At 73.4% G+C, this 18,950-nt stretch carries 21 protein-coding genes; 10 read left to right on the forward strand and 11 right to left on the reverse strand.

All coding sequences use genetic code 11. From position 1 onward, the window contains the following. Positions 1–35: 35 nt before the first annotated feature. From V6U81_RS14615 to V6U81_RS14625, 3 genes are all read right to left on the reverse strand, one after another. The gene (locus V6U81_RS14615; RefSeq protein WP_334489452.1) at positions 36–338 is read right to left on the reverse strand and encodes a DUF4190 domain-containing protein; all 303 of its coding nucleotides are present in this window, start codon (positions 336–338) and stop codon (positions 36–38) included. 168 nt (positions 339–506) lie between these two features. Continuing rightward, complete coding sequence (locus V6U81_RS14620) at positions 507–1,157, reverse strand: hypothetical protein (protein ID WP_334489454.1); 651 nt, start codon at positions 1,155–1,157, stop codon at positions 507–509. A gap of 115 nt (positions 1,158–1,272) precedes the next feature. Then, entirely contained in the window at positions 1,273–1,893 is a 621-nt protein-coding gene (locus V6U81_RS14625; protein ID WP_334489457.1) for a pyridoxamine 5'-phosphate oxidase family protein, read from the reverse strand. Between the two features lie 155 nt (positions 1,894–2,048). On the opposite strand from V6U81_RS14625, the gene V6U81_RS14630 reads away from it, so the two are divergent. From V6U81_RS14630 to V6U81_RS14640, 3 genes are read left to right on the forward strand one after another with little or no spacing between them, the layout of a single operon-like run. Next, the gene (locus V6U81_RS14630) at positions 2,049–2,555 is read left to right on the forward strand and encodes a DUF2231 domain-containing protein (protein ID WP_334489460.1); all 507 of its coding nucleotides are present in this window, start codon (positions 2,049–2,051) and stop codon (positions 2,553–2,555) included. Continuing rightward, a complete protein-coding gene (locus V6U81_RS14635) occupies positions 2,552–3,094 on the forward strand; it encodes an Hsp20/alpha crystallin family protein (RefSeq protein WP_334489462.1) in 543 nt (180 codons plus the stop codon). The genes V6U81_RS14630 and V6U81_RS14635 overlap by 4 nt, the downstream gene beginning before the upstream one ends. A gap of 6 nt (positions 3,095–3,100) precedes the next feature. After that, entirely contained in the window at positions 3,101–4,228 is a 1,128-nt protein-coding gene (locus V6U81_RS14640; protein WP_334489464.1) for a glycosyltransferase family 9 protein, read from the forward strand. A gap of 9 nt (positions 4,229–4,237) precedes the next feature. Here V6U81_RS14640 and V6U81_RS14645 read toward each other — a convergent pair whose 3' ends face one another. Continuing rightward, positions 4,238–5,116, reverse strand: a complete 879-nt coding sequence (locus V6U81_RS14645; protein ID WP_334489467.1) for a glycosyltransferase family 2 protein — start codon at positions 5,114–5,116, stop codon at positions 4,238–4,240. Next, complete coding sequence (rfaE2, locus tag V6U81_RS14650) at positions 5,113–6,939, reverse strand: D-glycero-beta-D-manno-heptose 1-phosphate adenylyltransferase (RefSeq protein ID WP_334489469.1); 1,827 nt, start codon at positions 6,937–6,939, stop codon at positions 5,113–5,115. The genes V6U81_RS14645 and rfaE2 overlap by 4 nt, the downstream gene beginning before the upstream one ends. Positions 6,940–7,067: 128 nt before the next feature. Between rfaE2 and V6U81_RS14655 the strand changes: the two genes are divergently transcribed. The 3 genes from V6U81_RS14655 to V6U81_RS14665 all read left to right on the forward strand — a co-directional run bounded on the left by V6U81_RS14655 (position 7,068) and on the right by V6U81_RS14665 (position 10,417). Beyond that, a complete protein-coding gene (locus tag V6U81_RS14655; RefSeq protein WP_334489471.1) occupies positions 7,068–7,628 on the forward strand; it encodes a type 1 glutamine amidotransferase domain-containing protein in 561 nt (186 codons plus the stop codon). Positions 7,629–7,755: 127 nt separating this feature from the next. After that, positions 7,756–9,432, forward strand: a complete 1,677-nt coding sequence (locus tag V6U81_RS14660) for an MDR family MFS transporter (protein WP_334489472.1) — start codon at positions 7,756–7,758, stop codon at positions 9,430–9,432. A gap of 91 nt (positions 9,433–9,523) precedes the next feature. Beyond that, the gene (locus V6U81_RS14665; protein ID WP_334489474.1) at positions 9,524–10,417 is read left to right on the forward strand and encodes a COG1361 family protein; all 894 of its coding nucleotides are present in this window, start codon (positions 9,524–9,526) and stop codon (positions 10,415–10,417) included. Here the strand turns inward: V6U81_RS14665 and V6U81_RS14670 are convergent. Beyond that, entirely contained in the window at positions 10,390–11,364 is a 975-nt protein-coding gene (locus V6U81_RS14670) for a LysR family transcriptional regulator (protein WP_334489476.1), read from the reverse strand. The two genes, V6U81_RS14665 and V6U81_RS14670, sit on opposite strands and share 28 nt — an antisense overlap. 84 nt (positions 11,365–11,448) lie before the next feature. Between V6U81_RS14670 and V6U81_RS14675 the strand changes: the two genes are divergently transcribed. Beyond that, complete coding sequence (locus V6U81_RS14675; protein WP_334489478.1) at positions 11,449–12,330, forward strand: EamA family transporter; 882 nt, start codon at positions 11,449–11,451, stop codon at positions 12,328–12,330. Here V6U81_RS14675 and V6U81_RS14680 read toward each other — a convergent pair. Then, positions 12,323–12,814, reverse strand: coding sequence for an NUDIX domain-containing protein (locus V6U81_RS14680; protein WP_334489480.1), 492 nt, complete (start codon positions 12,812–12,814; stop codon positions 12,323–12,325). The two genes, V6U81_RS14675 and V6U81_RS14680, sit on opposite strands and share 8 nt — an antisense overlap. Before the next feature lie 99 nt (positions 12,815–12,913). Here V6U81_RS14680 and V6U81_RS14685 point away from each other — a divergent pair, with 99 nt between their 5' ends. Continuing rightward, the gene (locus V6U81_RS14685) at positions 12,914–14,542 is read left to right on the forward strand and encodes a fatty acid--CoA ligase (RefSeq protein WP_334489588.1); all 1,629 of its coding nucleotides are present in this window, start codon (positions 12,914–12,916) and stop codon (positions 14,540–14,542) included. Positions 14,543–14,735: 193 nt separating this feature from the next. Here the strand turns inward: V6U81_RS14685 and V6U81_RS14690 are convergent, their stop codons facing one another. Continuing rightward, positions 14,736–15,749, reverse strand: coding sequence for an NADPH:quinone reductase (locus V6U81_RS14690; RefSeq protein ID WP_334489482.1), 1,014 nt, complete (start codon positions 15,747–15,749; stop codon positions 14,736–14,738). A 128-nt stretch (positions 15,750–15,877) separates the two neighbouring features. Here V6U81_RS14690 and V6U81_RS14695 point away from each other — a divergent pair, with 128 nt between their 5' ends. Beyond that, positions 15,878–16,021 carry a hypothetical protein gene (locus V6U81_RS14695; protein ID WP_334489484.1) on the forward strand — a complete coding sequence of 48 codons (144 nt, stop codon included), beginning with the start codon at positions 15,878–15,880 and terminating at the stop codon, positions 16,019–16,021. Between the two features lie 26 nt (positions 16,022–16,047). Here V6U81_RS14695 and V6U81_RS14700 read toward each other — a convergent pair whose 3' ends face one another. From V6U81_RS14700 to V6U81_RS14710, 3 genes are all read right to left on the reverse strand, one after another. Beyond that, positions 16,048–16,704 carry an HAD family hydrolase gene (locus V6U81_RS14700; RefSeq protein ID WP_334489487.1) on the reverse strand — a complete coding sequence of 219 codons (657 nt, stop codon included), beginning with the start codon at positions 16,702–16,704 and terminating at the stop codon, positions 16,048–16,050. A 29-nt stretch (positions 16,705–16,733) separates the two neighbouring features. Continuing rightward, positions 16,734–17,564, reverse strand: coding sequence for an SCO6745 family protein (locus tag V6U81_RS14705; protein ID WP_334489590.1), 831 nt, complete (start codon positions 17,562–17,564; stop codon positions 16,734–16,736). A 142-nt stretch (positions 17,565–17,706) separates the two neighbouring features. Beyond that, positions 17,707–18,345 (reverse strand): FKBP-type peptidyl-prolyl cis-trans isomerase, encoded by a 639-nt coding sequence (locus tag V6U81_RS14710; RefSeq protein WP_334489489.1) that lies wholly within the window; start codon positions 18,343–18,345, stop codon positions 17,707–17,709. A 190-nt stretch (positions 18,346–18,535) separates the two neighbouring features. Between V6U81_RS14710 and V6U81_RS14715 the strand changes: the two genes are divergently transcribed. Continuing rightward, the gene (locus V6U81_RS14715; protein ID WP_334489491.1) at positions 18,536–18,928 is read left to right on the forward strand and encodes a PPOX class F420-dependent oxidoreductase; all 393 of its coding nucleotides are present in this window, start codon (positions 18,536–18,538) and stop codon (positions 18,926–18,928) included. Positions 18,929–18,950 lie beyond the last annotated feature (22 nt).

Genomic DNA, 18,950 nt, shown 5'->3' on the forward strand with positions numbered 1-18,950 from the left:
AACCCTCCCCCGCCAGGCCCGTGCCGGCCGGCGGCTCAGCTGCCCGTGGTGCCCGAGTTGGCGGCCGCGACCAGGACCAGGATGAACCAGATGACGCCGAGGATGGTGAAGATGTAGCTCAGCACGAGCCCGGCGGTGGCGAGGCCGTTGCCCTGCTCGCCGGTGCGGCGGATCTGCTTCTTGGCGATGTGCCCGAAGACGATGCCGACCGGCGAGAAGACGAAGGCGAAGACCAGCGACAGGATCGCCATGACGTTGGTGCCGCGGACCTGACCGCCGGCGACGGGAGCCGGGTGGCGGTGCTCGGCGCCCGGGTCGGTGTATGCGGGCTGGCTCATCGAAGCCTCCTTTGTGAAGTGTGACGTGTGGGCCTCCCTGCTTTCCGATTCGACTCTCGCGCAAACATGCTGCTCGATGCCCCGATTGGACTGCGTGAACAGGCGGGCGGCCCGGACCGTCACGCCGGTCCGGGCCGCCCGCCCACATCCATGCCTTACTGGTACGGCTCAGCCGTCCTCGCGGTCCGGGCTCTCCAGCCGGAAGAAGTTGCTCTGCCTACCGTCGGAGCGCTCCTCCTGGTAGATGAAGTTGAGCCGGCGCTGGTCGAAGGCGGCGAACCAGTCCTCCCAGCTGATCTCGCTCAGCCGCTGCTCGCGGCCGTTGGCCGGGAAGTCGAAGCGGAGTACGCCGGCGTGCCCGTCGTGCTCGCTGCCGTCCACCGTGGTCGGCACGCCGCCGCGCTGCTCCGCCCACTGCCGGATCACCTCGTGGTCCGTGGTGACCAGGCTGCGGCCGGGCCGCTCCGGCTCGTCGTCGGTGGAGGTGATCTCCTGCGAGTACTTGATCGACTTCGAGGTGTGCGGACCGGTCCGTACGCCGCCGTCGGTCGACGCCGAGCCGGAGGACCGGCCGGAGCGCTTGTCGCCGCCGGTGGACGAGTCGTCCTTCAAACCCTTGATCAGTGCCTTGACCAGGTCGTCCTTGTGCATGCCGGCGGTGTCGGCGACGCCGCGCTCCCGCAGCCGGCGGCGCAGCTCGTCGACCTTCAGCCGAGCGATCTCGCTCTCGTTGATGTCGGGGGTGTTCGGGGTCTGGTTACCCGGGGGATTCTTGGTCGCGGTCGAGCCGCCGCGTCCCGAGCTGTTCTGCGTGGGCATCGAACGTCTCCTCTCTCGACCCGTGTCTGGGGCTGCCCGCCACGCGGGCGGGCCGGGCCATGACGATCATCTGTACCCTCACCGAGCAGCTCAAACGTGCACCCCGGCACCCGACCTACTGGCGGTAGAGCGTCTCCAGGTACGCCGGGCCGTACCGGCGCTCCAGATCGGCCAGGCTGTCTCCGGTGTCCTCCACCTCGTTGATCAGCCGGGCTCGGGTGGGCAGGACGTCCGGCTGCCAGGTTTCCGGCCGCCACAGCTCGGAGCGGAGGAACGCCTTCGAGCAGTGGTAGAAGATCTGCTCGACGGCCACCTCCACGGCGAGGATCGGCCGGTGCCCCTTGACCAGCATGTCGTCGAAGTACGCGGCCTCCCGGATCAGCCGGGCCCGCCCGTTGATCCGCAGCGTGTCCGGCCGCCCCGGGATCAGGAAGATCAGCCCGACGTGCGGGTTGTCCAGGATGTTGCGGTAGCCGTCCGCCCGCCGGTTCCCCGGCCGCTCGGGAATCGCGATCGTGGTGTCGTCCAGCACCCGGACGAAGCCGGCCGGGTCGCCCTTCGGGGACACGTCGCAGCTGCCGTCCGCGCCGGCGGTGGCGATCAGGCAGAACGGCGAGGCGGCCAGCCACTGCCGGTCCCGCTCGTGCAGCACGACGCGCTCCTTCGTCACCGCCCGGGGCATCGGCGCCCCCAGCAGTTCGCGCAACTCTTCGTGTGAGGTGATCTCCACCGTCACGTCCGCCTCCCCCGACCGTTGATCTCGGTGGCGGTCACTGCGCGCGCAGGCCGCCGCCCGTCAGCCTAGAAGGGTGCGGCGAGCCGGGGTTTGTCCACCGACGCGGTGGGTACCGGCTCACACAGCGCCCCCGATGCGAGCAGTGGAGGCCCACCATGGAGAGCCGACTGAAGGTGCTCGGCCACCCCGTGCACCCGATGCTGGTGATGTTCCCGGTGGCGCTCCTCGTCACGGGCACGATCTTCGACCTGGTCGACACGGTCGGCGGGCCGGACTTCCTCGCCGAGGTGGCGTACTGGAACATCACCGTCGGCCTCGTCGGTGGCCTGCTGGCGGCGGCGGCCGGGTCCTTCGACCTGCTCGCCATCCCGGCGAGCACCCGCGCGAAGCGGGTGGCGCTCACCCACGCCGCGGCCAACGTCGCGGTCATCCTGCTCTTCGCCGCCGTCTGGGTGGTCCGGCTCAACGCCGACTCCCGGGCGGCCGGCGGCGCGCTGATCGCCATCGAGCTGGTCGGGGTGGCCATCCTGGGCGTCAGCGCCTGGCTCGGCGGCGAACTGGTCGACCGGCTCGGCGTCGGGGTCGACCCGGAGGCCGGCCTGGACGCGCCCAGCTCGCTGCGGCCCCCGGCGGCCACCCAACGGATCGGAGACGTGCGATGACGGAACAGCAGGGTCGGGGCTGGCGGGGACGGCAGCAGGGCTGGGACCCGATGGGGGAACTCCAGTCGCTGCGCTCCGAGCTGAGCCGCCTGGTCGGCGGCGCCCGGGGTGGCTCACCGGACGTCGAGCTGACCGAGACCGCCGACGGCTGGGAGGTGGTCGTCCGGCTGCCCGGTGTCGCGCCTGAGGAGGTCGCCGTCGAGCTGGACGATCGGGAGCTCTGCGTGCGGGCCCGCTCCGAGGCGGAGGTCAACGCCGACCAGGGCATCCCCGGCGGCTTCGAGACCCGGGGCTTCGAGTACCGGGTCGACCTGCCGTCCCGGGTGGACCCGGACGCGATCGACGCGGTGATGGACCACGGCCTGCTCCGGGTCCACCTGCCCCGGGCGCAGCGGCCCGCGCCGCGCACCATCACCGTCGGCCGTGCCGGCTACCGCGGCGGTCCGGCCGCCGAGGGCAGGGCCACCCTGGCCGATCCGGCGGCGGACCGGGAGCTGCACCACCCGGACACCACCCTCGACGAGATCGACCGGCCGTAGGGTCGCGTGACCGCCCCGTCCCTGCTCGGCCCGGTGGGCGAGCGCGTACCCGACGTGGACCGGATCGCCGTGCTGCGGGCCAACGCGCTCGGCGACTTCATCTTCCTGCTGCCGGCGCTGGAGTCGCTGCGGGCCGCGTACCCGGCGGCGGAGATCGTGCTGCTCGGCGCGCCGTGGCACGCGAAGCTCTGGCGCGACCGGCCCAGCCCGGTGGACCGGGTCCTGGTGATCCCGCCGGCCCCCGGCATTCGGGACCTGGGGCCGGGGGAGGAGCCGTCGTCGATGGACGACTTCCTGGAGCGGGCCGCGAAGGAGGGCTTCGACCTGGCGTTGCAGGTGCACGGCGGGGGCGGTAACTCCAACCCGATCGTCAGCCGGCTCGGCGCCCGGGTCACCGCCGGCCTGCGGGCCGAGGGCGCGCCGCCGCTGGACCGGTGGATGCGCTACGTCTACTACCAGCACGAGGTGATCCGTTACCTGGAGGCGGTCGCCCTGGTCGGGGCGCCGGCCACCACCGTCATCCCGTCCCTGGCGGTGACCGACGCCGACCGGGCCGAGGCGCTGCGGGTGCTCGGCGCGCCGGACCGACCCCGGGTGGCGCTGCACCCCGGCGCCACCGACACCCGCCGCCGCTGGCCCGCCGAACGCTTCGCCGAGGTCGCCCGGTCGCTGCACCGCGACGGGTACGAGGTGCTGGTCACCGGCACCCCCGCCGAGCAGGAGGTGGTGGACGCGGTGGTCGCGGCGGCCGGCGTGCCGGTCCGTGCCCAGGTCGGCACGCTCAGCCTCGGTGGGCTGGCCGCGGCCTACCAGGGCGCCGCGCTGGTCGTCTCCAACGACACCGGCCCGCTGCACCTCGCCGGGGCGGTGGGCACCCCGACCGTCGGCGTCTACTGGCTGGGCAACCTGATCAACGGCGCCACCCCGCTACGCGCCCGGCACCGACCGATCGCCTCCTGGACGACGCACTGCCCGGTCTGCGGCGTGGACTGCACCCCGGGGATCTATCCGCACCGCCCCGGCACCGGGGACTGCCCGCACCGGGACTCCTTCGTCGCCGACGTGCCGGTGGTCGAGGTGCTGGAGGCCGCCGCCGAGCTGCTCCGACCGGAGCCGGGCGCGTCCCGGGCGTGAGCCGCGGACTCAGGCCGGTTGCGGGGCGTCGGACTCGATGAGCACGACCTCCCACGCCTCCACGTCCCGCTCGGTGACCGTGGTCGGTGACTCCAGGTGGTACGCCCCGCTGGGCAGGACCCCGGCGCCGCCGTACCGCGCCATCACGGAGAGCTGCGCGGCGACATCCTCGCCCTGGTGCCTCTCCTGCACCCGCCGCCAGAAGTCGAAGCCCCCGGAGTCGACCAGCGCCGCCCGGTCGTAGAGCACGCACCCGCCGATCCAGGAGACCTTGTACGCCCGCCACGCGCCCGCCGGCAGGTCCAGCTTCTCCGTGACGTGCAGCAGGTTCGCCGCCGGGTGCAGGGCCGCCCGGTGCCACTCGGGGGTGTCCGGCCGGATCCGCTCGGGCACCGGTGGGCCGTCCCACTCCTCGTAGTGGCCGTGCGTCTCGGGGCGCACGTCGTCGGCGTACGACAGGCCGTGCACCGCGTTGCCGACGAACCCGCAGCCCAGCTCCCCGATCGCGGTGACCAGCCGGTCCAGGGTGCCCGGCTCCAGCCAGACGTCGTCGTCGAGGCAGAGCACGTACCGCGCCGCCGACTGGTCCAGCAGGTACGCGCGGTGCTCGGCCAGGCCGCGTCGAGGCAGCCGCCGGGTCAGCAGCACCGGGTGCCCCCGGTAGCGCAACGCCCGGGCCATGGTGGCCGCCGCCGGGTGCGCGTACGCGGGGTCGCCGTCGGACTGGTCGCTGACCACCACCCCGAACCCGGGCAGGCCCTCCTGGGCGGCCAACCCGGAGAGGGTGACCGCCAGCTCGGCGGGGCGGTTCCGGGTCGGGATCAGCACGTCGAGCTGTCGTGGCTGGCGGAACTCCCCGGGCGCGCCGAGGTCGAGCGGTCGGTTCACGTGGACCTGCCCAGGTGCTGCGGCGCGGTCGACGGCGCGGACTGGGCGCGGATCCGGTCGATGATGGCGGAGGTGGAGCGGTCCGGCACGTAGCCGAGGGTGCGTACCTGGCCGCCGAGCCGGCGCACCAGCGGCGCCTCGGGGACCATCTCCGGCGGGTAGTCACCGCCCTTGACGTACACGTCGGGGCGGACGGTCTCGATCAGCCGGGCCGGGGAGTCCTCCTCGAAGACCACCACGTGGTCCACGCAGGCCAGCGCGGCGAGCAGGGTGATCCGGTCCTCGACCGGGTTGACCGGCCGGTCCGGGCCCTTGAGCCGGCGCACGCTGCCGTCGGAGTTGACCGCGACCACCAGCAGGTCGCCCAGCGTCCGGGCCTGTTCCAGGTAGCGCACGTGGCCGGGGTGCAGCACGTCGAAGCAGCCGTTGGTGAAGACGATCGAGCGGCCGGCCTGCCGGTGGTCGGCGACCAGGGCCGTCAGCTCGTCCGGCCCGACCAGCGTCGGATGGGCCGTACCGCCGGGGGCGTCGCCGAGGGCGGCGAGCAGGTCCTCGCGCCGGCAGACGCAGGTGCCGGTGTCGGAGACGGTGATGGTGGCGGCGAGCTGGGCGAGCTGCGCGGCGGTCGGCAGCGGCGCCTCGGCGGCCAGGGCCAGCGTCATCGCCGCCAGATAGGCGTCCCCGGCGCCCACCGCGTGACTGGCCGGGACGGGGGTGCTGTGACTGCGTCGCGGTTCGCCGTCCGCGCCGCCGACCACCGCGCCGTCGGTGTCCAGGGTCACCGCCACCACGTCGGCGCCGGTGTGCGCGCGCAGCTCGGCCAGGCGCGACTCGGCCAGGACGGCCCGGTCGACGCCCTCACCGGCGCTGGCGTTCACGGTGACGCCGGCGCCGGTGACGCTGAGCCCGTCCCCGGTCAGGGCGACCCGGTCCTCGCCCGGCGTCGGTTCACCGGTCGGCCCGGCCGTCGGGCCACCGACGGGGGCGGGCTCTGCGAGGGGCCGCTCGCCGGCACCGCCCGGTGCCGCGCCGACGGTGAGTTCGGACGGCCCGTCGGCGGGGTCGCCGGCCGGGTGGTCCAGGTGCAGATCGACGCCGCCGGTGCGGGCCGTCGGCGGCGGGGCGCCGAAGCCGGCCGCCGCGCGGGCCAGCAGTCGGGTCGCCTCGGCGAAGCTCGGGGTGACCACAGTGGGGTTCAGGCCCCGCCAGTCGGCCAGGTCGTGGGCGTCCAGGGCGGCGGTGGCGAACCGGTCGCGGTTGAGCACCAGCCAGGTGCGGACCGCGGCGGGCAGCGCGCCCAGGCCGTAGTCGCAGACCACCAGGGTGGGTGCCGCGCCCCCGGCAACGGCCTTCAGCTCCTCGGTCGCGCAGTCCAGCGCGGTGAGCAGCCCCTCCACCCCGTCGGCGTCGAGCGGGTCCTCCGGGTCGCCGGAGTCCTCGCGGAGCAGGATCTGGTTGCCGGCCAGCATCCGGCGCTTCACCGGGGTCGGCCGGTGCGGCTGGTTGACCGTACGGTCCCAGACGCCGGCCCGGTCCAGGCAGTCGTGCAGTTCGTCGCCGGCCACGTCGGCGCCGACCGGGGCGACCAGCAGTGCCCGGCCGCCGAGGGTGGCGATGTTGACCGCCGTGTTGGCGGCGCCGCCGGCCGCGGAGATGCGCCGGCGCAGGCTGAGGATCGGGGCGGGCGCCTCGCGGCAGAGCCGGTCGGACTCGGCGAAACGCCACTCGTCGAGCATGGCGTCGCCGACGACCAGGACGGGGCGTCCGAGCCAGCTCTCCACGACGGTGGCGAGCCGGCGCTGTTCCGCTGCTGCTCCTGCCATGCCTTCCGGCATCCCCCCACGCTCCGGGGCCAAACGTGCCCACCCGGCGGGGACGGCGACCGCGTCACGTTTCGGCCGGCAGGCCCCGGGAACCGGCCGAAGGTAACCCCGGAGAGGAGAAGAAGGACATGGCACCGAACACTCTGCAGGGCAAGCGGGTCGCCTTCCTCGCCACCGACGGCGTGGAGGAGGTCGAGTACGTCCAGCCGCGCGAGGCGGTCGAGCAGGCCGGCGCCACCGCCGAGCTGGTCTCGCTGAAGCCCGGATCGATCCAGGCCTTCAACCACCTCGACCACGGCAAGACGTACGACGTGGACGTGACCGCGGCCGACGCGGACGCCGGCAGCTACGACGCGCTGGTGCTGCCGGGCGGGGTCGCCAACCCGGACTTCCTGCGGACGGACCCGGACGCGGTCCGCTTCGTCAAGGCGTTCTTCGACGCCGGCAAGCCGGTCGGGGTGATCTGCCACGGCCCGTGGACCCTGGTCGAGGCGGGCGTGGTGCAGGGCCGCCGGATGACGAGCTGGCCGAGCCTGCGCACCGACCTGACCAACGCCGGTGCCAACTGGGTCGACGAGCAGGTCGTCACGGACAACGGCCTGGTCAGCAGCCGCAAGCCCGACGACCTTCCGGCCTTCTGCGCCAAGATCGTCGAAGAGTTCGCCGAGGGCGTCCACAGCCCCCGTTGAGCCGCGAGGGTCCGGGTCGGGTCGCCGCCACTGCGCGTTCGCCGGCGGTGGCGGCCCCGGCCTCCTGGGCGTCGGGGGATTTCGCGAGGCCGACGCATGTTCCTCCCGGTACGGGATAGAAGGCGGGATGACCACGGAAGCCCATGGCCGCCCGCTGCTCAACACCCGCCAGATCCGCCTGCTGATGTTCGGCCTGATGACCGGGATGCTGCTGGCCGCACTCGACCAGACCATCGTCGGTACGGCACTGCCGACCATCGTCGGCGAGCTGGGCGGGATCAACCACTACTCGTGGGTGGTGACCGCGTACCTGCTCGCCTCCACCGCCTCCACCCCGCTGTACGGCAAGATGGCCGACCTGTACGGGCGCCGGCCCGTCTTCCTCTTCTCGATCGGCACGTTCCTGCTCGGCTCGCTGCTGGCGGGCCTGTCGCAGGACATGACCCAGCTGATCGTCACCCGGGGCATCCAGGGTCTGGGCGCGGGCGGCCTGATGACACTGGCGTTCACCATCATCTCGGACGTGGTCTCACCGCGGGAGCGCGGCCGCTACCAGGGGCTCTTCGGGGCGGTGTTTGGGCTGTCGTCGGTGGCCGGGCCGCTGGTGGGTGGTTACTTCGCCGAGACGAACTGGCGGTGGATCTTCTACATCAACGTGCCGCTGGCGATCCTGGCGATCGTGGTCTGCTACCACGTGATGCGGTTGATCCCGTTTCAGCGTCGCGAGCACGCGATCGACTGGTTGGGCGCGGGGCTGCTGGTGGCCGCGGTGAGCGCCCTGCTGCTCGCGCTGAGCTGGGGTGGCAACCAGTACGCCTGGGGCTCCGCCGTGATCGTCGGGCTCTTCGTGGCCGGTGCGGTGCTCGGGGTGGCGTTCCTGCTCCAGGAGGCCCGGGTCGCCGAGCCGATCCTGCCGTTGCGGCTGTTCCGCAGCGCCACCTTCGCGCTGGCCAACTCGGCGGGCTTCGTGCTCGGTCTGGTGATGTTCGGGTCGATCATCTTCATCCCGCTCTACCTCCAGATCGTCAAGGGCGCCTCGCCGACCCGCAGCGGTCTGCTGATGCTCCCGATGATGGCCGGCATCATCGTCACCTCGATCCTGACCGGCCGGGCGATGAGCCGGATCGGCCGGTACAAGTGGTTCCCGGTGGCCGGGTCGATCGTGCTGCTCACCGGCATGCTGCTCTTCACCCGTCTCCAGGTGGACACCTCGCTCTGGGTGGCCTTCGGCTTCATGGTGGTGATCGGGGTCGGGCTGGGCCTGTGCATGCAGTCGCTGATCCTCGCGGTGCAGAACGCCGTCGACGTCCGCGACCTGGGGGCCGGTACCTCCTCGGCGACGTTCTTCCGGTCGCTGGGCGGCTCGTTCGGGGTGGCCATCCTCGGTGCGGTGCTCTCCTCGCGGCTCACCGGGGAGCTCGCCGACCGGCTGCCCGGGGCGATCGCCCAGCTGCCGCCGGATCAGCGCGCGGCGGTGGCGGCCAGCGGCGGCGCGAACATCTCGATCAACGACCCGGCGACCATCCTGGCGCTGCCCGGCCCGGTGCGGGCCGCGATCCAGGCCGCCTTCGTCGAGTCGCTGCACATGGTCTTCCTGACCACCGGCCTGGTCGCGATCCTGGCGGTGCTGGTCACCCTGGCGCTGCCGAACGAGCAGCTGCGCGGCGCCGGCCCGCAGGGCGCCACGGGCGGGGCCGACCCGCTCGGCGGCGAGGCGCCGGCCCCCGGCGGCAAGCCGCTGACCAGGGAGTCGAAGGAGGAGGCGGCGGCCGACATGGAGGCCAAGTCGCAGACCATGCTCTGATCGAGTCGATCACGTAACGGAATCACGGACATGAACGTCTGTTGTGGAGGAGCGACCGTCCGGCCGCTCCTTCATGCATCGGGGGATGTTCATGTCATCGCAACACGTACGCCGGCTGGTCCGTGCCGGCGTCGCCCTGTCCGCTCTCGCCGCTGCGGTCGGCCTCCAGCCGTCAGCCGCCGTGGCCGAGAGTGCCGCGACCGGAGCCGACCTGCAGCTCGACCTGACCGCCAGCCAGACGATGCTCTGGCACGACCGGGCCGAGGTCATCGTCGACGCCGTCGTGCAGAACGTCGGCAGCGCCAGCGTCGACGACGTCACCATCACCTACCAGCTGCCGCCCGGCGGCGAGATCGCCGGCGATCCCTGGTGGCAGTGCGACTACGCCACCCTCGTCTGCACCTACCGGTACGGGGCGCTGGCGGCCGGCGAAACGACCAGCCTGAACGTCTACTTCTCGCTGCCGGTGAAGCAGGAGGGAGCCGAGGCGCGGATCTCGGCGACGGTCTCGACGAGCACGCCCGAGATCACCCAGACCAACAACACCGACCAAGTCAAGACCACCTACGCCAAGCTCCCCGAGCTTGCCCTGCGCCCCGGCGAGCTAAGTGGTTCCTGGGGTGAGACGGAGGTGCCGGCGGAGGGCGGACCGATCACGCCCAAGTTCACCGCGGAGAACACCGGCACCGGCACGGCCAAGGACGTGACGCTGGTCGTCGATTTGCCGCCGGGCGCCTCGTTCGAGGGCGACGGGTTCGGCGGGCTGTGCACCGTGACCGACACGTCGATGTCCTGCCCGCTCGGGACGCTGAAGGCGGGCGAGTACGCGTCGCTCACCGTCCCGATGGTGGTCGCCGCGGGTACGGCGGGCGACCAGTTCACGGTCCACGGCGAGGTGAGCACCACGAGCGCCGAGTGGCGGCCCGACCCGAGCCACGACGCGGACGTGATGTACCGCTACGTGGAGTCCGTCCCCGCCGCCTGATCCGGCGGCGGGGTGGCCCCGGGGTGATCGCGCCCCGGGGCCACCCCCGACCGGTCGGCCCGCGCGCGGGCCTTGAGCAGGTCGAGGATCAGGGCGAGCGGGGGCCAGGCGGTCCGGCCGCGCCGGGTGACCGCGTACGACCGCAGCCGGGCCTCCGGGTCGGTCAGGGGGAGCAGGCGTACGCCGGGCACGGTCGGCTGGTCGGACGGGAGCAGGCCGACGCCCAGCCCGGCGACGATCAGGTCCTGGACGAGTTCGAGGCTGTCCACCCGGTGCGCGATCCGGGGCTCGAAGCCGGCCATCGAGGCGATGGTGCGGACCACCACCTCGTCGGCGGTGTTGCGGGAGTTGACGATCCAGCCACCCTCCCCGAAGTGGCCGAAGACCTCGGGGGCCGGGCCGGCGGGCGCCGGCGGACCGTCGGCGGGCACGCCCAGGCTCCACGGGGCGGACCAGAGCGGGGTCGCCTCGACGGACTGGTCGAAGGGCGCCGGCGCGAGGTGGTAGTCGTAGGTCAGCGCGAGGTCGACGTCGTCCGCCGCGAGCAGCGCGTACGCCTCGGCCGGCTCGTGTTCGTGGATGCGCAGCCGGACCCGGGGGTGGCGCGCCGCGAGGTCGGCGGTGACCGGCAGCAGCGAGCGCCGGACGGCGGTGGCGAAGCCGGCGACCCGTACCGTGCCGGCCGGCTCGGCCTGCGGGTCGAGGTCGAGGCGGGCCGCGTCGACGGCCGCCAGGATCGTCACGGCGTGCTCGGCGAGCCGGCGCCCGGCGGGCGTGAGCCGGACCCGGCGGCCGTGCGGTTCGATCAGCTCCGCGCCGACCTCGCGGGCGAGCACGGCGAGCTGCTGGGACACGGTCGAGGTGGTGACGCCGAGCTCGTCGGCGACCTCCCGCATGGAGCCGAGCCGGGCCAGCTCCCGGAGCAGCCGCAGGCGACGCAAATCCATCCCGTCATTGTTCAGGATTGCTGAACAGTCCGTCCAGTGAAGTCACGTGGACGCGAACGGTCCCGGCCGGTTCTACTGGTGGACATGACTCCCACTCGCGCCGGCGCGGCAATGGCGGTCGCCTCGATGATGTTCGTCCAGCTCGGCCTGGCCGCCTCGGTCGGGCTCTTCGACCGGGTGGGACCCGAGGGTGCCGCCTGGCTCCGGCTGGCCTGGGCCGGCCTGCTGCTGGCCGTGCTGGTGCGCCCGCGCCCGTCCGCGCTCACCCGGTCGGCGCTGCGGGCCTGCCTGGCGCTCGGCGTCGTGACGGCGGGCGTCACCATCCTGTTCATGGCCGCGGTGGCCCGGCTGCCGCTGGGGACGGCGAGCGCGCTGGAGTTCCTCGGCCCGCTCGGTGTCGCGGTGGCCCGCGGCCGAGGCGGGTCCAAGCTCTGGCCGGCGCTCGCCGCCGTCGGGGTGCTGCTGCTCACCGAGCCGTGGCGCGGCGGGGCCGACCCGCTGGGCGTCGGTTACGCGCTCGCCGCCGGGGCGTGCTGGGCGGCGTACATCCTGCTCACCCAGCGGGTCGGCGACGAGGTCTCCGGGCTGCGCGGCCTCGCCGTGTCGATGCCGGTGGCCGCCGTGGTCGCCACCGTCGCCGTCGGCCCGTCGGTCTTCGCCGACCTGACCTGGCAGGTGCTGCTGGCCGGGCTCGGGCTGGCGGTGCTGCTGCCGATCGTCCCGTTCGTCCTGGAACTGCTCGCTCTGCGCCGGCTCACCACCGCCGCCTTCGGCACCCTGATGAGCCTGGAACCGGCGATTGCCCTGGTCGTGGGGCTGGTCGCGCTGCACCAGGTGCCGGGCGTCGCGCCGGTGCTGGGGATCGCCTTCGTGGTGGTCGCCGGCATCGGCGCGGAACGCAGCGGCGGGCGGCCGGAGGCCGTCGCGCCGGCCCGGGTCGAGCCGGCGCCGGCCGGGACTACTTGAGGATCAGCCGGTTGGTCTGCTCGAAGACGTCCAGATCGGCGAGGGTCTCCGGGACCGAGGCGGACAGTGGCGCGGGGAACTCGTCGCGGGGGTAGAAGCCCGCGTCTATGGTCTCGTCGGTCACCCGGGCCAGCTCACCGTCCCAGTCCTCGACCCGGAACGCGGTGGTGAAGATCTGGTACGTGTGGCCGTACATGTTGGTGTGGGTGCGGTCCGCGCCGGTGTAGAGGGCGAATGCGCTCACCCGCAGGGCGCGCAGCCCGGTCTCCTCGCGCACCTCGCGCACCGCGCAGTCGGCGATCGACTCGCCGAGCTCCATCGCGCCCGCGGGCAGCGCCCACTGGCCGTTGTCCGAGCGCCGGATCAGCAGCACCCGGCCCGCGTTGTCGCGGACCACGGCGCGCGCGCCGACGAACATCAGCGTCCGGTCACCGGCCAGGGCGCGCAGCTGGCCCACGTACGAGTCGGCCCAGGAGATGCTCACCCGGACAATCTATGCAGCTTCCCGGCGGTCGACCGGAGTTCCGGGGGTTCCCAAGCTGTGACCGGCGACACTAGCTTGTTACCCATGCGTAGCACGATGATGGACGCCCCTCTCCAGGTATCCCGGATCCTCGAACACGGCTCCACCGTGCATGGCACGGCCGAGGTGATCACGTGGACCGGCGCCGAGCCGCGCCGGATGTCGTACGCGGAGGTCGGTCGGGCCGCGGCCCGGCTCGCCCACGCGCTGCGGGACGAGTGCGAGGTGACCGGCGACGAGCGGGTCGCCACGTTCATGTGGAACAACACCGAGCACCTGGTGGCGTACTTCGCCGTACCCAGCATGGGCGCGGTGCTGCACACCCTCAACATCCGGCTCTTCCCCGACCAGGTGGCGTACATCGCCAACCACGCCGAGGACCGGGTGGTGGTGGTCGACTCGACGCTGATCCCGCTGCTGGCCAAGGTGCTCGGCGAGATGACCACCGTCCGGCACGTGGTGGTGGTCGGCGGTGGTGACCCGGCGCCGCTGCGCGCCGTCGCCGGCGACCGGATCACCTTCCACCACTGGGACGACCTGCTGGCGGGCCGCCCCGACACGTACGACTGGCCGGAGGTGGACGAGCGGGACGCCGCCGCGCTCTGCTACACCTCCGGGACCACCGGCAACCCGAAGGGCGTCGCCTACTCGCACCGCTCGATCTACCTGCACTCGTTGCAGGTCTGCATGCCCGAGGGGTTCGGGCTCGGCCCGGGCGACCGGGAGCTGGCCATCGTGCCGATGTTCCACGCGATGTCCTGGGGCCTGCCGTACGCGGCGTTCCTCTCCGGCGCGTCGCTGATCATGCCGGACCGGTTCCTCCAGGCCGCCCCGATCGCTCAGATGATCGCCGCCGAACGGCCGACCCTGGCCGGCGCGGTGCCGACCATCTGGAACGACCTGCTGACGTACCTGGACAACAACGACGTGGACACCTCCTCGCTGAAGGAGGTGATCGTCGGCGGTTCGGCCTGCCCGCCGGCGCTGATGCACGCGTTCGCCGAGCGGCACCACATCGACGTGATCCACGCCTGGGGGATGACCGAGATGTCCCCGCTGGGGTCGGTGTCCCGGCCACCGGCCGGTGTCACCACCGACGAGGCCTGGCGCTACCGCTACACCCAGGGTCGGGTGCCGGCCGGGGTCGCCGCCCGGATCGTCGGCCCGCTGGGCGAGGTGCTGCCCGCCGACGGCGAGTCCGTCGGCGAGCTGGAGGTTCGTGGCCCGTGGGTGACCGCCACGTACGTCGGCGACGACACCCCGGACGAGGAGAAGTTCCGCGACGGCTGGCTGCGTACCGGCGACGTCGGCACGCTCTCCCCGGACGGCTACATCACGCTCACCGACCGGGCCAAGGACGTGATCAAGTCGGGCGGCGAGTGGATCTCTTCGGTGGAGCTGGAGAACGCCCTGATGGCCCACCCGGACGTGCAGGAGGCATGCGTCGTCGGGGTGCCCGACCAGCGCTGGGGTGAGCGGCCGCTCGCCACGGTGGTGGTCCGGGAGGGGGCATCGACCACTGTGGAGCAGCTGCGGGAGTTCCTCGGCAGGTCGGTGGCGCACTGGCAGCTGCCCGAGCGGTGGGCGGTCATCGACGCGGTGCCGAAGACCAGCGTCGGCAAGTTCGACAAGAAGGTCGTCCGCTCCCGCTACGCCGACGGTGGGCTGGAGGTGCGGGAGCTGAGCTGACGGGGGCGTAACACTTTCCGCCCGTCCGACGCATCTAGGGGCAGGGACGTATCTCCTGAGGCATCCCTCCCCAGGGGCGGCCCCGGCGTTCGCACCGCGCCGGGGCCGCCCGTTCCATGCGGGGCGACCCGCAATGTCATTGTTGCGAGACTTGCTCGGTTCTGTCCGGGTGATCGCGAAATAGCTTCACGGTCTACTCCTCGGCGGTGCTGATCAGCACCTTCCCGACCACCGCATCCTCCACCGCCTGGTGCGCCACGGCCGTGTCCTTCAGCAGGTAGTGGTGCAGCGGCAGCCCCGCGTCCTGGCCCACCCGCACCCCGCCCTGGGCGACCGCGGCGGCCACGTCGACGACCGCCTGCGCCTTCGCGGCCTTCGGCTCGGTGTAGACCAGGACGAACTGCCAGCGGGCGTTGGCCACCATGGACGGCCGGATCGGGATCGACGCCGCCTCCCCGCCGTCGTCGGCGTACGCGCAGACCGCGCCGCCGGGTCGCAGCACCTGCGCGTCGATGGCGGCATTGCGGGCCACCGCGACCTCCACCACCGTGTGCACCCCGTCCGGGGCGATCTTGCGGAGCTCCTCGACCACGTCCTGATCCCGGTAGTTGATCACGAAGGAGGCGCCGGCGGCCGCCGCGAGCTGCGCCTTCTCCGCGCTGCTCACCGTGGCGATGACGCAGGCGTCGGCCCACCGGGCCAACTGGATCGCCGCGTTCCCCACCGCGCCCGCCCCGCCCTGCACCAGCACCGTGTGGTCGCTGAGCGCCCCGGCGTGCAGCGAGTCCGGCATGTACTCGCCCGCCGTCAGGCAGCGGTGCGCGGTCAGGAACGGGATGCCCAGGCAGGCACCCAGGTCGAAGGAGGCGGCGCCGAGGGACACCGCCTGCCGGACCGGCACCACGGTGTACTCGGCGGCGGTGCCCCAGGGCCGCTGCCAGGAGGCCTCCCAGACCCAGACCCGCTCGCCGATCAGCCGCTGGTCGACCCCCTCGCCGACCGCCTCGACGACCCCGGCGCCGTCCTGCCCGGGGGTCTGCCAGCCGGCCGGCAGCGGCCACGACCGCCGCCCCTTCCAGTCGGTCGGGTTCACCCCCGAGACGGCCAGCCGGACCAGCACCTCACCCCGGCCCGGTTCCGGCACCGGTCGGTCCACCAGCTCTAGCACCGACGGGTCGCCGGTGCGCTCGTACACGATCGCCTTCATCGCCGTCTCCTCGCCTCGGACGCCCGGCGGGCCCGTGCGGGCTGCCCTACCCGGGCCGATCCTGATCATTCCGATCCGGGCCGCCCCGGAAACCGTACAACCGGGTAGTCAGTGGCAGGAGGAGTGTCATGTGGGACGTACCGGTGGTGGCTCCGACGCCGCCCACGACGGACGGCGCCGGCCCGCCCGGGGCCGAGGAGCCGGAACCAGCGCCGCCGCCCCCGGCGGGGCGGCGCTTCCTGCCCCGCTCCAGCCGGAGCCGGCGGATCTGACCTCCGAACCTGGGAGCCGGTGCGGCTCAGCCGAGCCGGTCCACCACGTCCGGGGTGAGGGCGTGCACCGAGGGGAGCAGCGCGGCGGCGAGCGCCGCCGCGTCCGGGTCCAGCGGGTACGACCCGTGCGGCACCGCCACCACCCGCATGCCGGCGGCGGCAGCGGAGCGCACCCCGTTGGAGGAGTCCTCGATCGCGACGCAGCGGGTCGGGTCGACGCCGAGCCGTTCCGCCACGGCGAGCCAGACGTCCGGCGCGGGCTTGCCCCGCGCGGTCTCCTCGGTGGACAGGGTCGCGCCGAACACGTCGGCGAGGCCGGTGGCGGCCAGCGCCGCCGCGATCAGCCGGGTCGGCGACGAGCTGGCCAGCCCCAGCGGCCACCGCGCGGCCATCCGCCGCACCACCGCGTCGGCGTCGTCGATCAGGGGTACGCGTTCCGCGTACCGCCGGGTCATCTCCTCCACCACCTCGGTGGCGACCTGGCCGGCGCTCCGGTCGACGCCCAGCTCGCCGCTGAGGTATCCGGCCCACTCGCCGGTGCTCATCCCCATGAGCCGACGTTGGGTGTCCGGCTGCCAGGTGCCGCCGTGCGCGGCCACGTACGCCCGCCGGACCTCCTCCCAGACCGGCTCCGAGTCCACGATCACGCCGTCCAGGTCGAAGATCACCGCGTCCACCGCCATGGCCCCATCCTGCCGTGGTCGCCGGTGGCTCAACTCCGTTGGGTCGCCGGCAGGCCCATCGGGCTCTGCCGGGGAATGATCGTGCGGCACCGGCGGGCGATCGGGTCGAGCAGCTCGCGCAGCCGCTCGGTGCGCTCGGCGCCGAGCGCCTCCCACGGGCCGGCGGCGGCCCGGTCGGTGGCCTCCTCCACCGCGCGGAACGTGCCGGTGCCGTGCTCGGTCGGGGCGTGGTCGGCGGTCAGCCAGCCGCGCGCGACCAGCCGCTCGTCGGCGGCCGTCCACTCCTCGTCGGTCCAGCCCCGGGCGAGCTGGTGGAACTCCCGGGACTGGTCGACCCGGCAGCGCCAGGCCAGCACCTCGATCGGGTCGAGCCCGGTGGTGACCAGCGCGGCGACGTGCCCGTCGCCCCGGTTCTCGCGCAGCGTGGTGGCGGCCTGCCAGAGCCGGGCCAGCGGGTATTCGCCCGCCGGCAGGGCGGCGTTGACCGCGCCGAGCACCCGGCCGGCGGTCTGCACCCGGCCGGCGGCCTCCTCGAGCAGCTCGGCGGCCTCCACGAGGTGCGACTCGGGCAGCTCGTAGGTGAACTCGGCGAGCGCCTGCACCGCGCCGGTGAGCCGGGCGCGCAGCGCCTCCTCCGGGGTGGCCAGCCGCCAGACCGAGGGCAGCGCCCGGGCCACCATCCGGGGCGCGAAGCTGAAGAACGCGGCGATCACCGGCGGGGCGGAGGTCGGGCCGAGCGGGGCGGCCCGGCCGGCGAAGTAGCCCCGCCAGTAGCCGCGCAGCCCGACCGCCTCGTACGCCGCCCGGGCTCGAGGGTGGAAGTAGGTGACCGCGTGCAGGGGCTCGAAATGCGTCCACATCAACCGGGCGGTCCGCCCGGGGTCGTCCAGTGCCGGCACGTGCACCTCCGCACAGGAAAGGGGTCACCGTGGCACGGACCGACCGCCCACGGTGACCCCGAACCTACTGGCAGTAGGTGATCGCCGGGAAGACCTCTGTGGGCTACTGCACGGCGAGCACGTCGACGACGAAGCGCAGCGGGCCGGACGGCGCGCCCGGGCGCTGCGGCTTGTCGCCGTACGCCAGGTCGGCCGGAATGTCGAGCTGCACCCGGCTGCCGACGGTCTGACCCTGCATGCCCTGGTCCCAGCCCGGGATGACGTTGCCCTGGCCGAGCACGAACGAGAACGGCTCCGAGCGCTTCCAGGAGGCGTCGAACTCCTCACCGGACTTGTACGACACGCCCACGTAGTTCACCGTGATCTGCTGGCCGGGCTGGGCGGCCGGGCCGTTGCCCCGGATCAGCGGGACCGCCTTCAGGCCGCTCAGCGTGCCTTCGCCCTTGCCCGCCTGGGGCTTGGTGCAGAGCGCCCGGTCGGCGCCCTGGGGCAGAGGGGGGAAGTCGCCCGGGCAGCCGGCGGACGACGCGGCCGGCTTGGGGGCGTCGTCGTTGCCGCGAGTGGCCACGAAGACGCCGACGATCACCGCGATGACCGCCACGCCGGCGAGCGCGCCCAGCCACGCCTGCCGGCGCTTCTTCGCCTCGGCGGCCTTCTGGGCGGCCAGCTGCGCGGCCAGCCGGCGCTGCGCCTTCGTCTCCGGGCCCTGGCCCGGCGACCGGTTCTCCGTACGCTCGCTCACGTCCTGAACTCCCCTGCTGATGTGGGTGACCGGCCCGGCGACCCGGTGCCGTGGCCAGCGCACACGGTACCCGGGTCGATGCCCGCCCCGGACCGGTCGCCCGGTCACTCTGTCCCGCGCTGCCGCGACGAGGCCCGTTCCTCCCGGTTCGGGCAGGTGCGCGGCCGGTCCCGGCGGTAGGTTCCAGACCATGGCGATCCTCACCGACGAAGACCTGGCCCTGCTCTCCGAGCCCCAGCTCGCCCACGTGGCGACCATCGAGCCCGACGGCACCCCGCACGTCACCCCGGTCTGGGTGGACACCGACGGCGAGCACATCGTGTTCAACACCGCCAAGGGGCGGCAGAAATACAACAACATGGAGCGGAACCCGGTGGTCGCGGTTTCCGTGGTGGACAAGGCGGACGACTTCCGCACCCTCTGGATCAAGGGCACCGCCGAGTTCGTCACCGAGGGCGCCGACGCGCACATCGACCGGATGGCGAAGAAGTACCTCGGGCAGGACACCTACCCGTTCCGGCAGCCGGGCGAGGAGCGGGTGATCGTCCGGATCACCCCGACCCAGAAGCTCGGCCGGGGCTGAGCGGGCGGCGGGGCCCCCGGCG

It is taken from the genome of Micromonospora lacuserhaii (assembly GCF_036902735.1).
In the GTDB taxonomy this organism is placed as follows: Bacteria; Actinomycetota; Actinomycetes; order Mycobacteriales; family Micromonosporaceae; genus Micromonospora.

Bases quoted from the DNA above. Each gene is read 5' to 3' on its own strand.
- V6U81_RS14615 (WP_334489452.1), bottom strand. From the start codon at position 338: ATGAGCCAGCCCGCATACACCGACCCGGGCGCCGAGCACCGCCACCCG.
- V6U81_RS14620 (WP_334489454.1), bottom strand. From the start codon at position 1,157: ATGCCCACGCAGAACAGCTCGGGACGCGGCGGCTCGACCGCGACCAAG.
- V6U81_RS14630 (WP_334489460.1), top strand. From the start codon at position 2,049: ATGGAGAGCCGACTGAAGGTGCTCGGCCACCCCGTGCACCCGATGCTG.
- V6U81_RS14635 (WP_334489462.1), top strand. From the start codon at position 2,552: ATGACGGAACAGCAGGGTCGGGGCTGGCGGGGACGGCAGCAGGGCTGG.
- rfaE2 (WP_334489469.1), bottom strand. From the start codon at position 6,939: ATGGCAGGAGCAGCAGCGGAACAGCGCCGGCTCGCCACCGTCGTGGAG.
- V6U81_RS14655 (WP_334489471.1), top strand. From the start codon at position 7,068: ATGGCACCGAACACTCTGCAGGGCAAGCGGGTCGCCTTCCTCGCCACC.
- V6U81_RS14660 (WP_334489472.1), top strand. From the start codon at position 7,756: ATGACCACGGAAGCCCATGGCCGCCCGCTGCTCAACACCCGCCAGATC.
- V6U81_RS14665 (WP_334489474.1), top strand. From the start codon at position 9,524: ATGTCATCGCAACACGTACGCCGGCTGGTCCGTGCCGGCGTCGCCCTG.
- V6U81_RS14670 (WP_334489476.1), bottom strand. From the start codon at position 11,364: ATGGATTTGCGTCGCCTGCGGCTGCTCCGGGAGCTGGCCCGGCTCGGC.
- V6U81_RS14675 (WP_334489478.1), top strand. From the start codon at position 11,449: ATGACTCCCACTCGCGCCGGCGCGGCAATGGCGGTCGCCTCGATGATG.
- V6U81_RS14685 (WP_334489588.1), top strand. From the start codon at position 12,914: ATGGACGCCCCTCTCCAGGTATCCCGGATCCTCGAACACGGCTCCACC.
- V6U81_RS14690 (WP_334489482.1), bottom strand. From the start codon at position 15,749: ATGAAGGCGATCGTGTACGAGCGCACCGGCGACCCGTCGGTGCTAGAG.
- V6U81_RS14695 (WP_334489484.1), top strand. From the start codon at position 15,878: ATGTGGGACGTACCGGTGGTGGCTCCGACGCCGCCCACGACGGACGGC.
- V6U81_RS14700 (WP_334489487.1), bottom strand. From the start codon at position 16,704: ATGGCGGTGGACGCGGTGATCTTCGACCTGGACGGCGTGATCGTGGAC.
- V6U81_RS14705 (WP_334489590.1), bottom strand. From the start codon at position 17,564: ATGTGGACGCATTTCGAGCCCCTGCACGCGGTCACCTACTTCCACCCT.
- V6U81_RS14715 (WP_334489491.1), top strand. From the start codon at position 18,536: ATGGCGATCCTCACCGACGAAGACCTGGCCCTGCTCTCCGAGCCCCAG.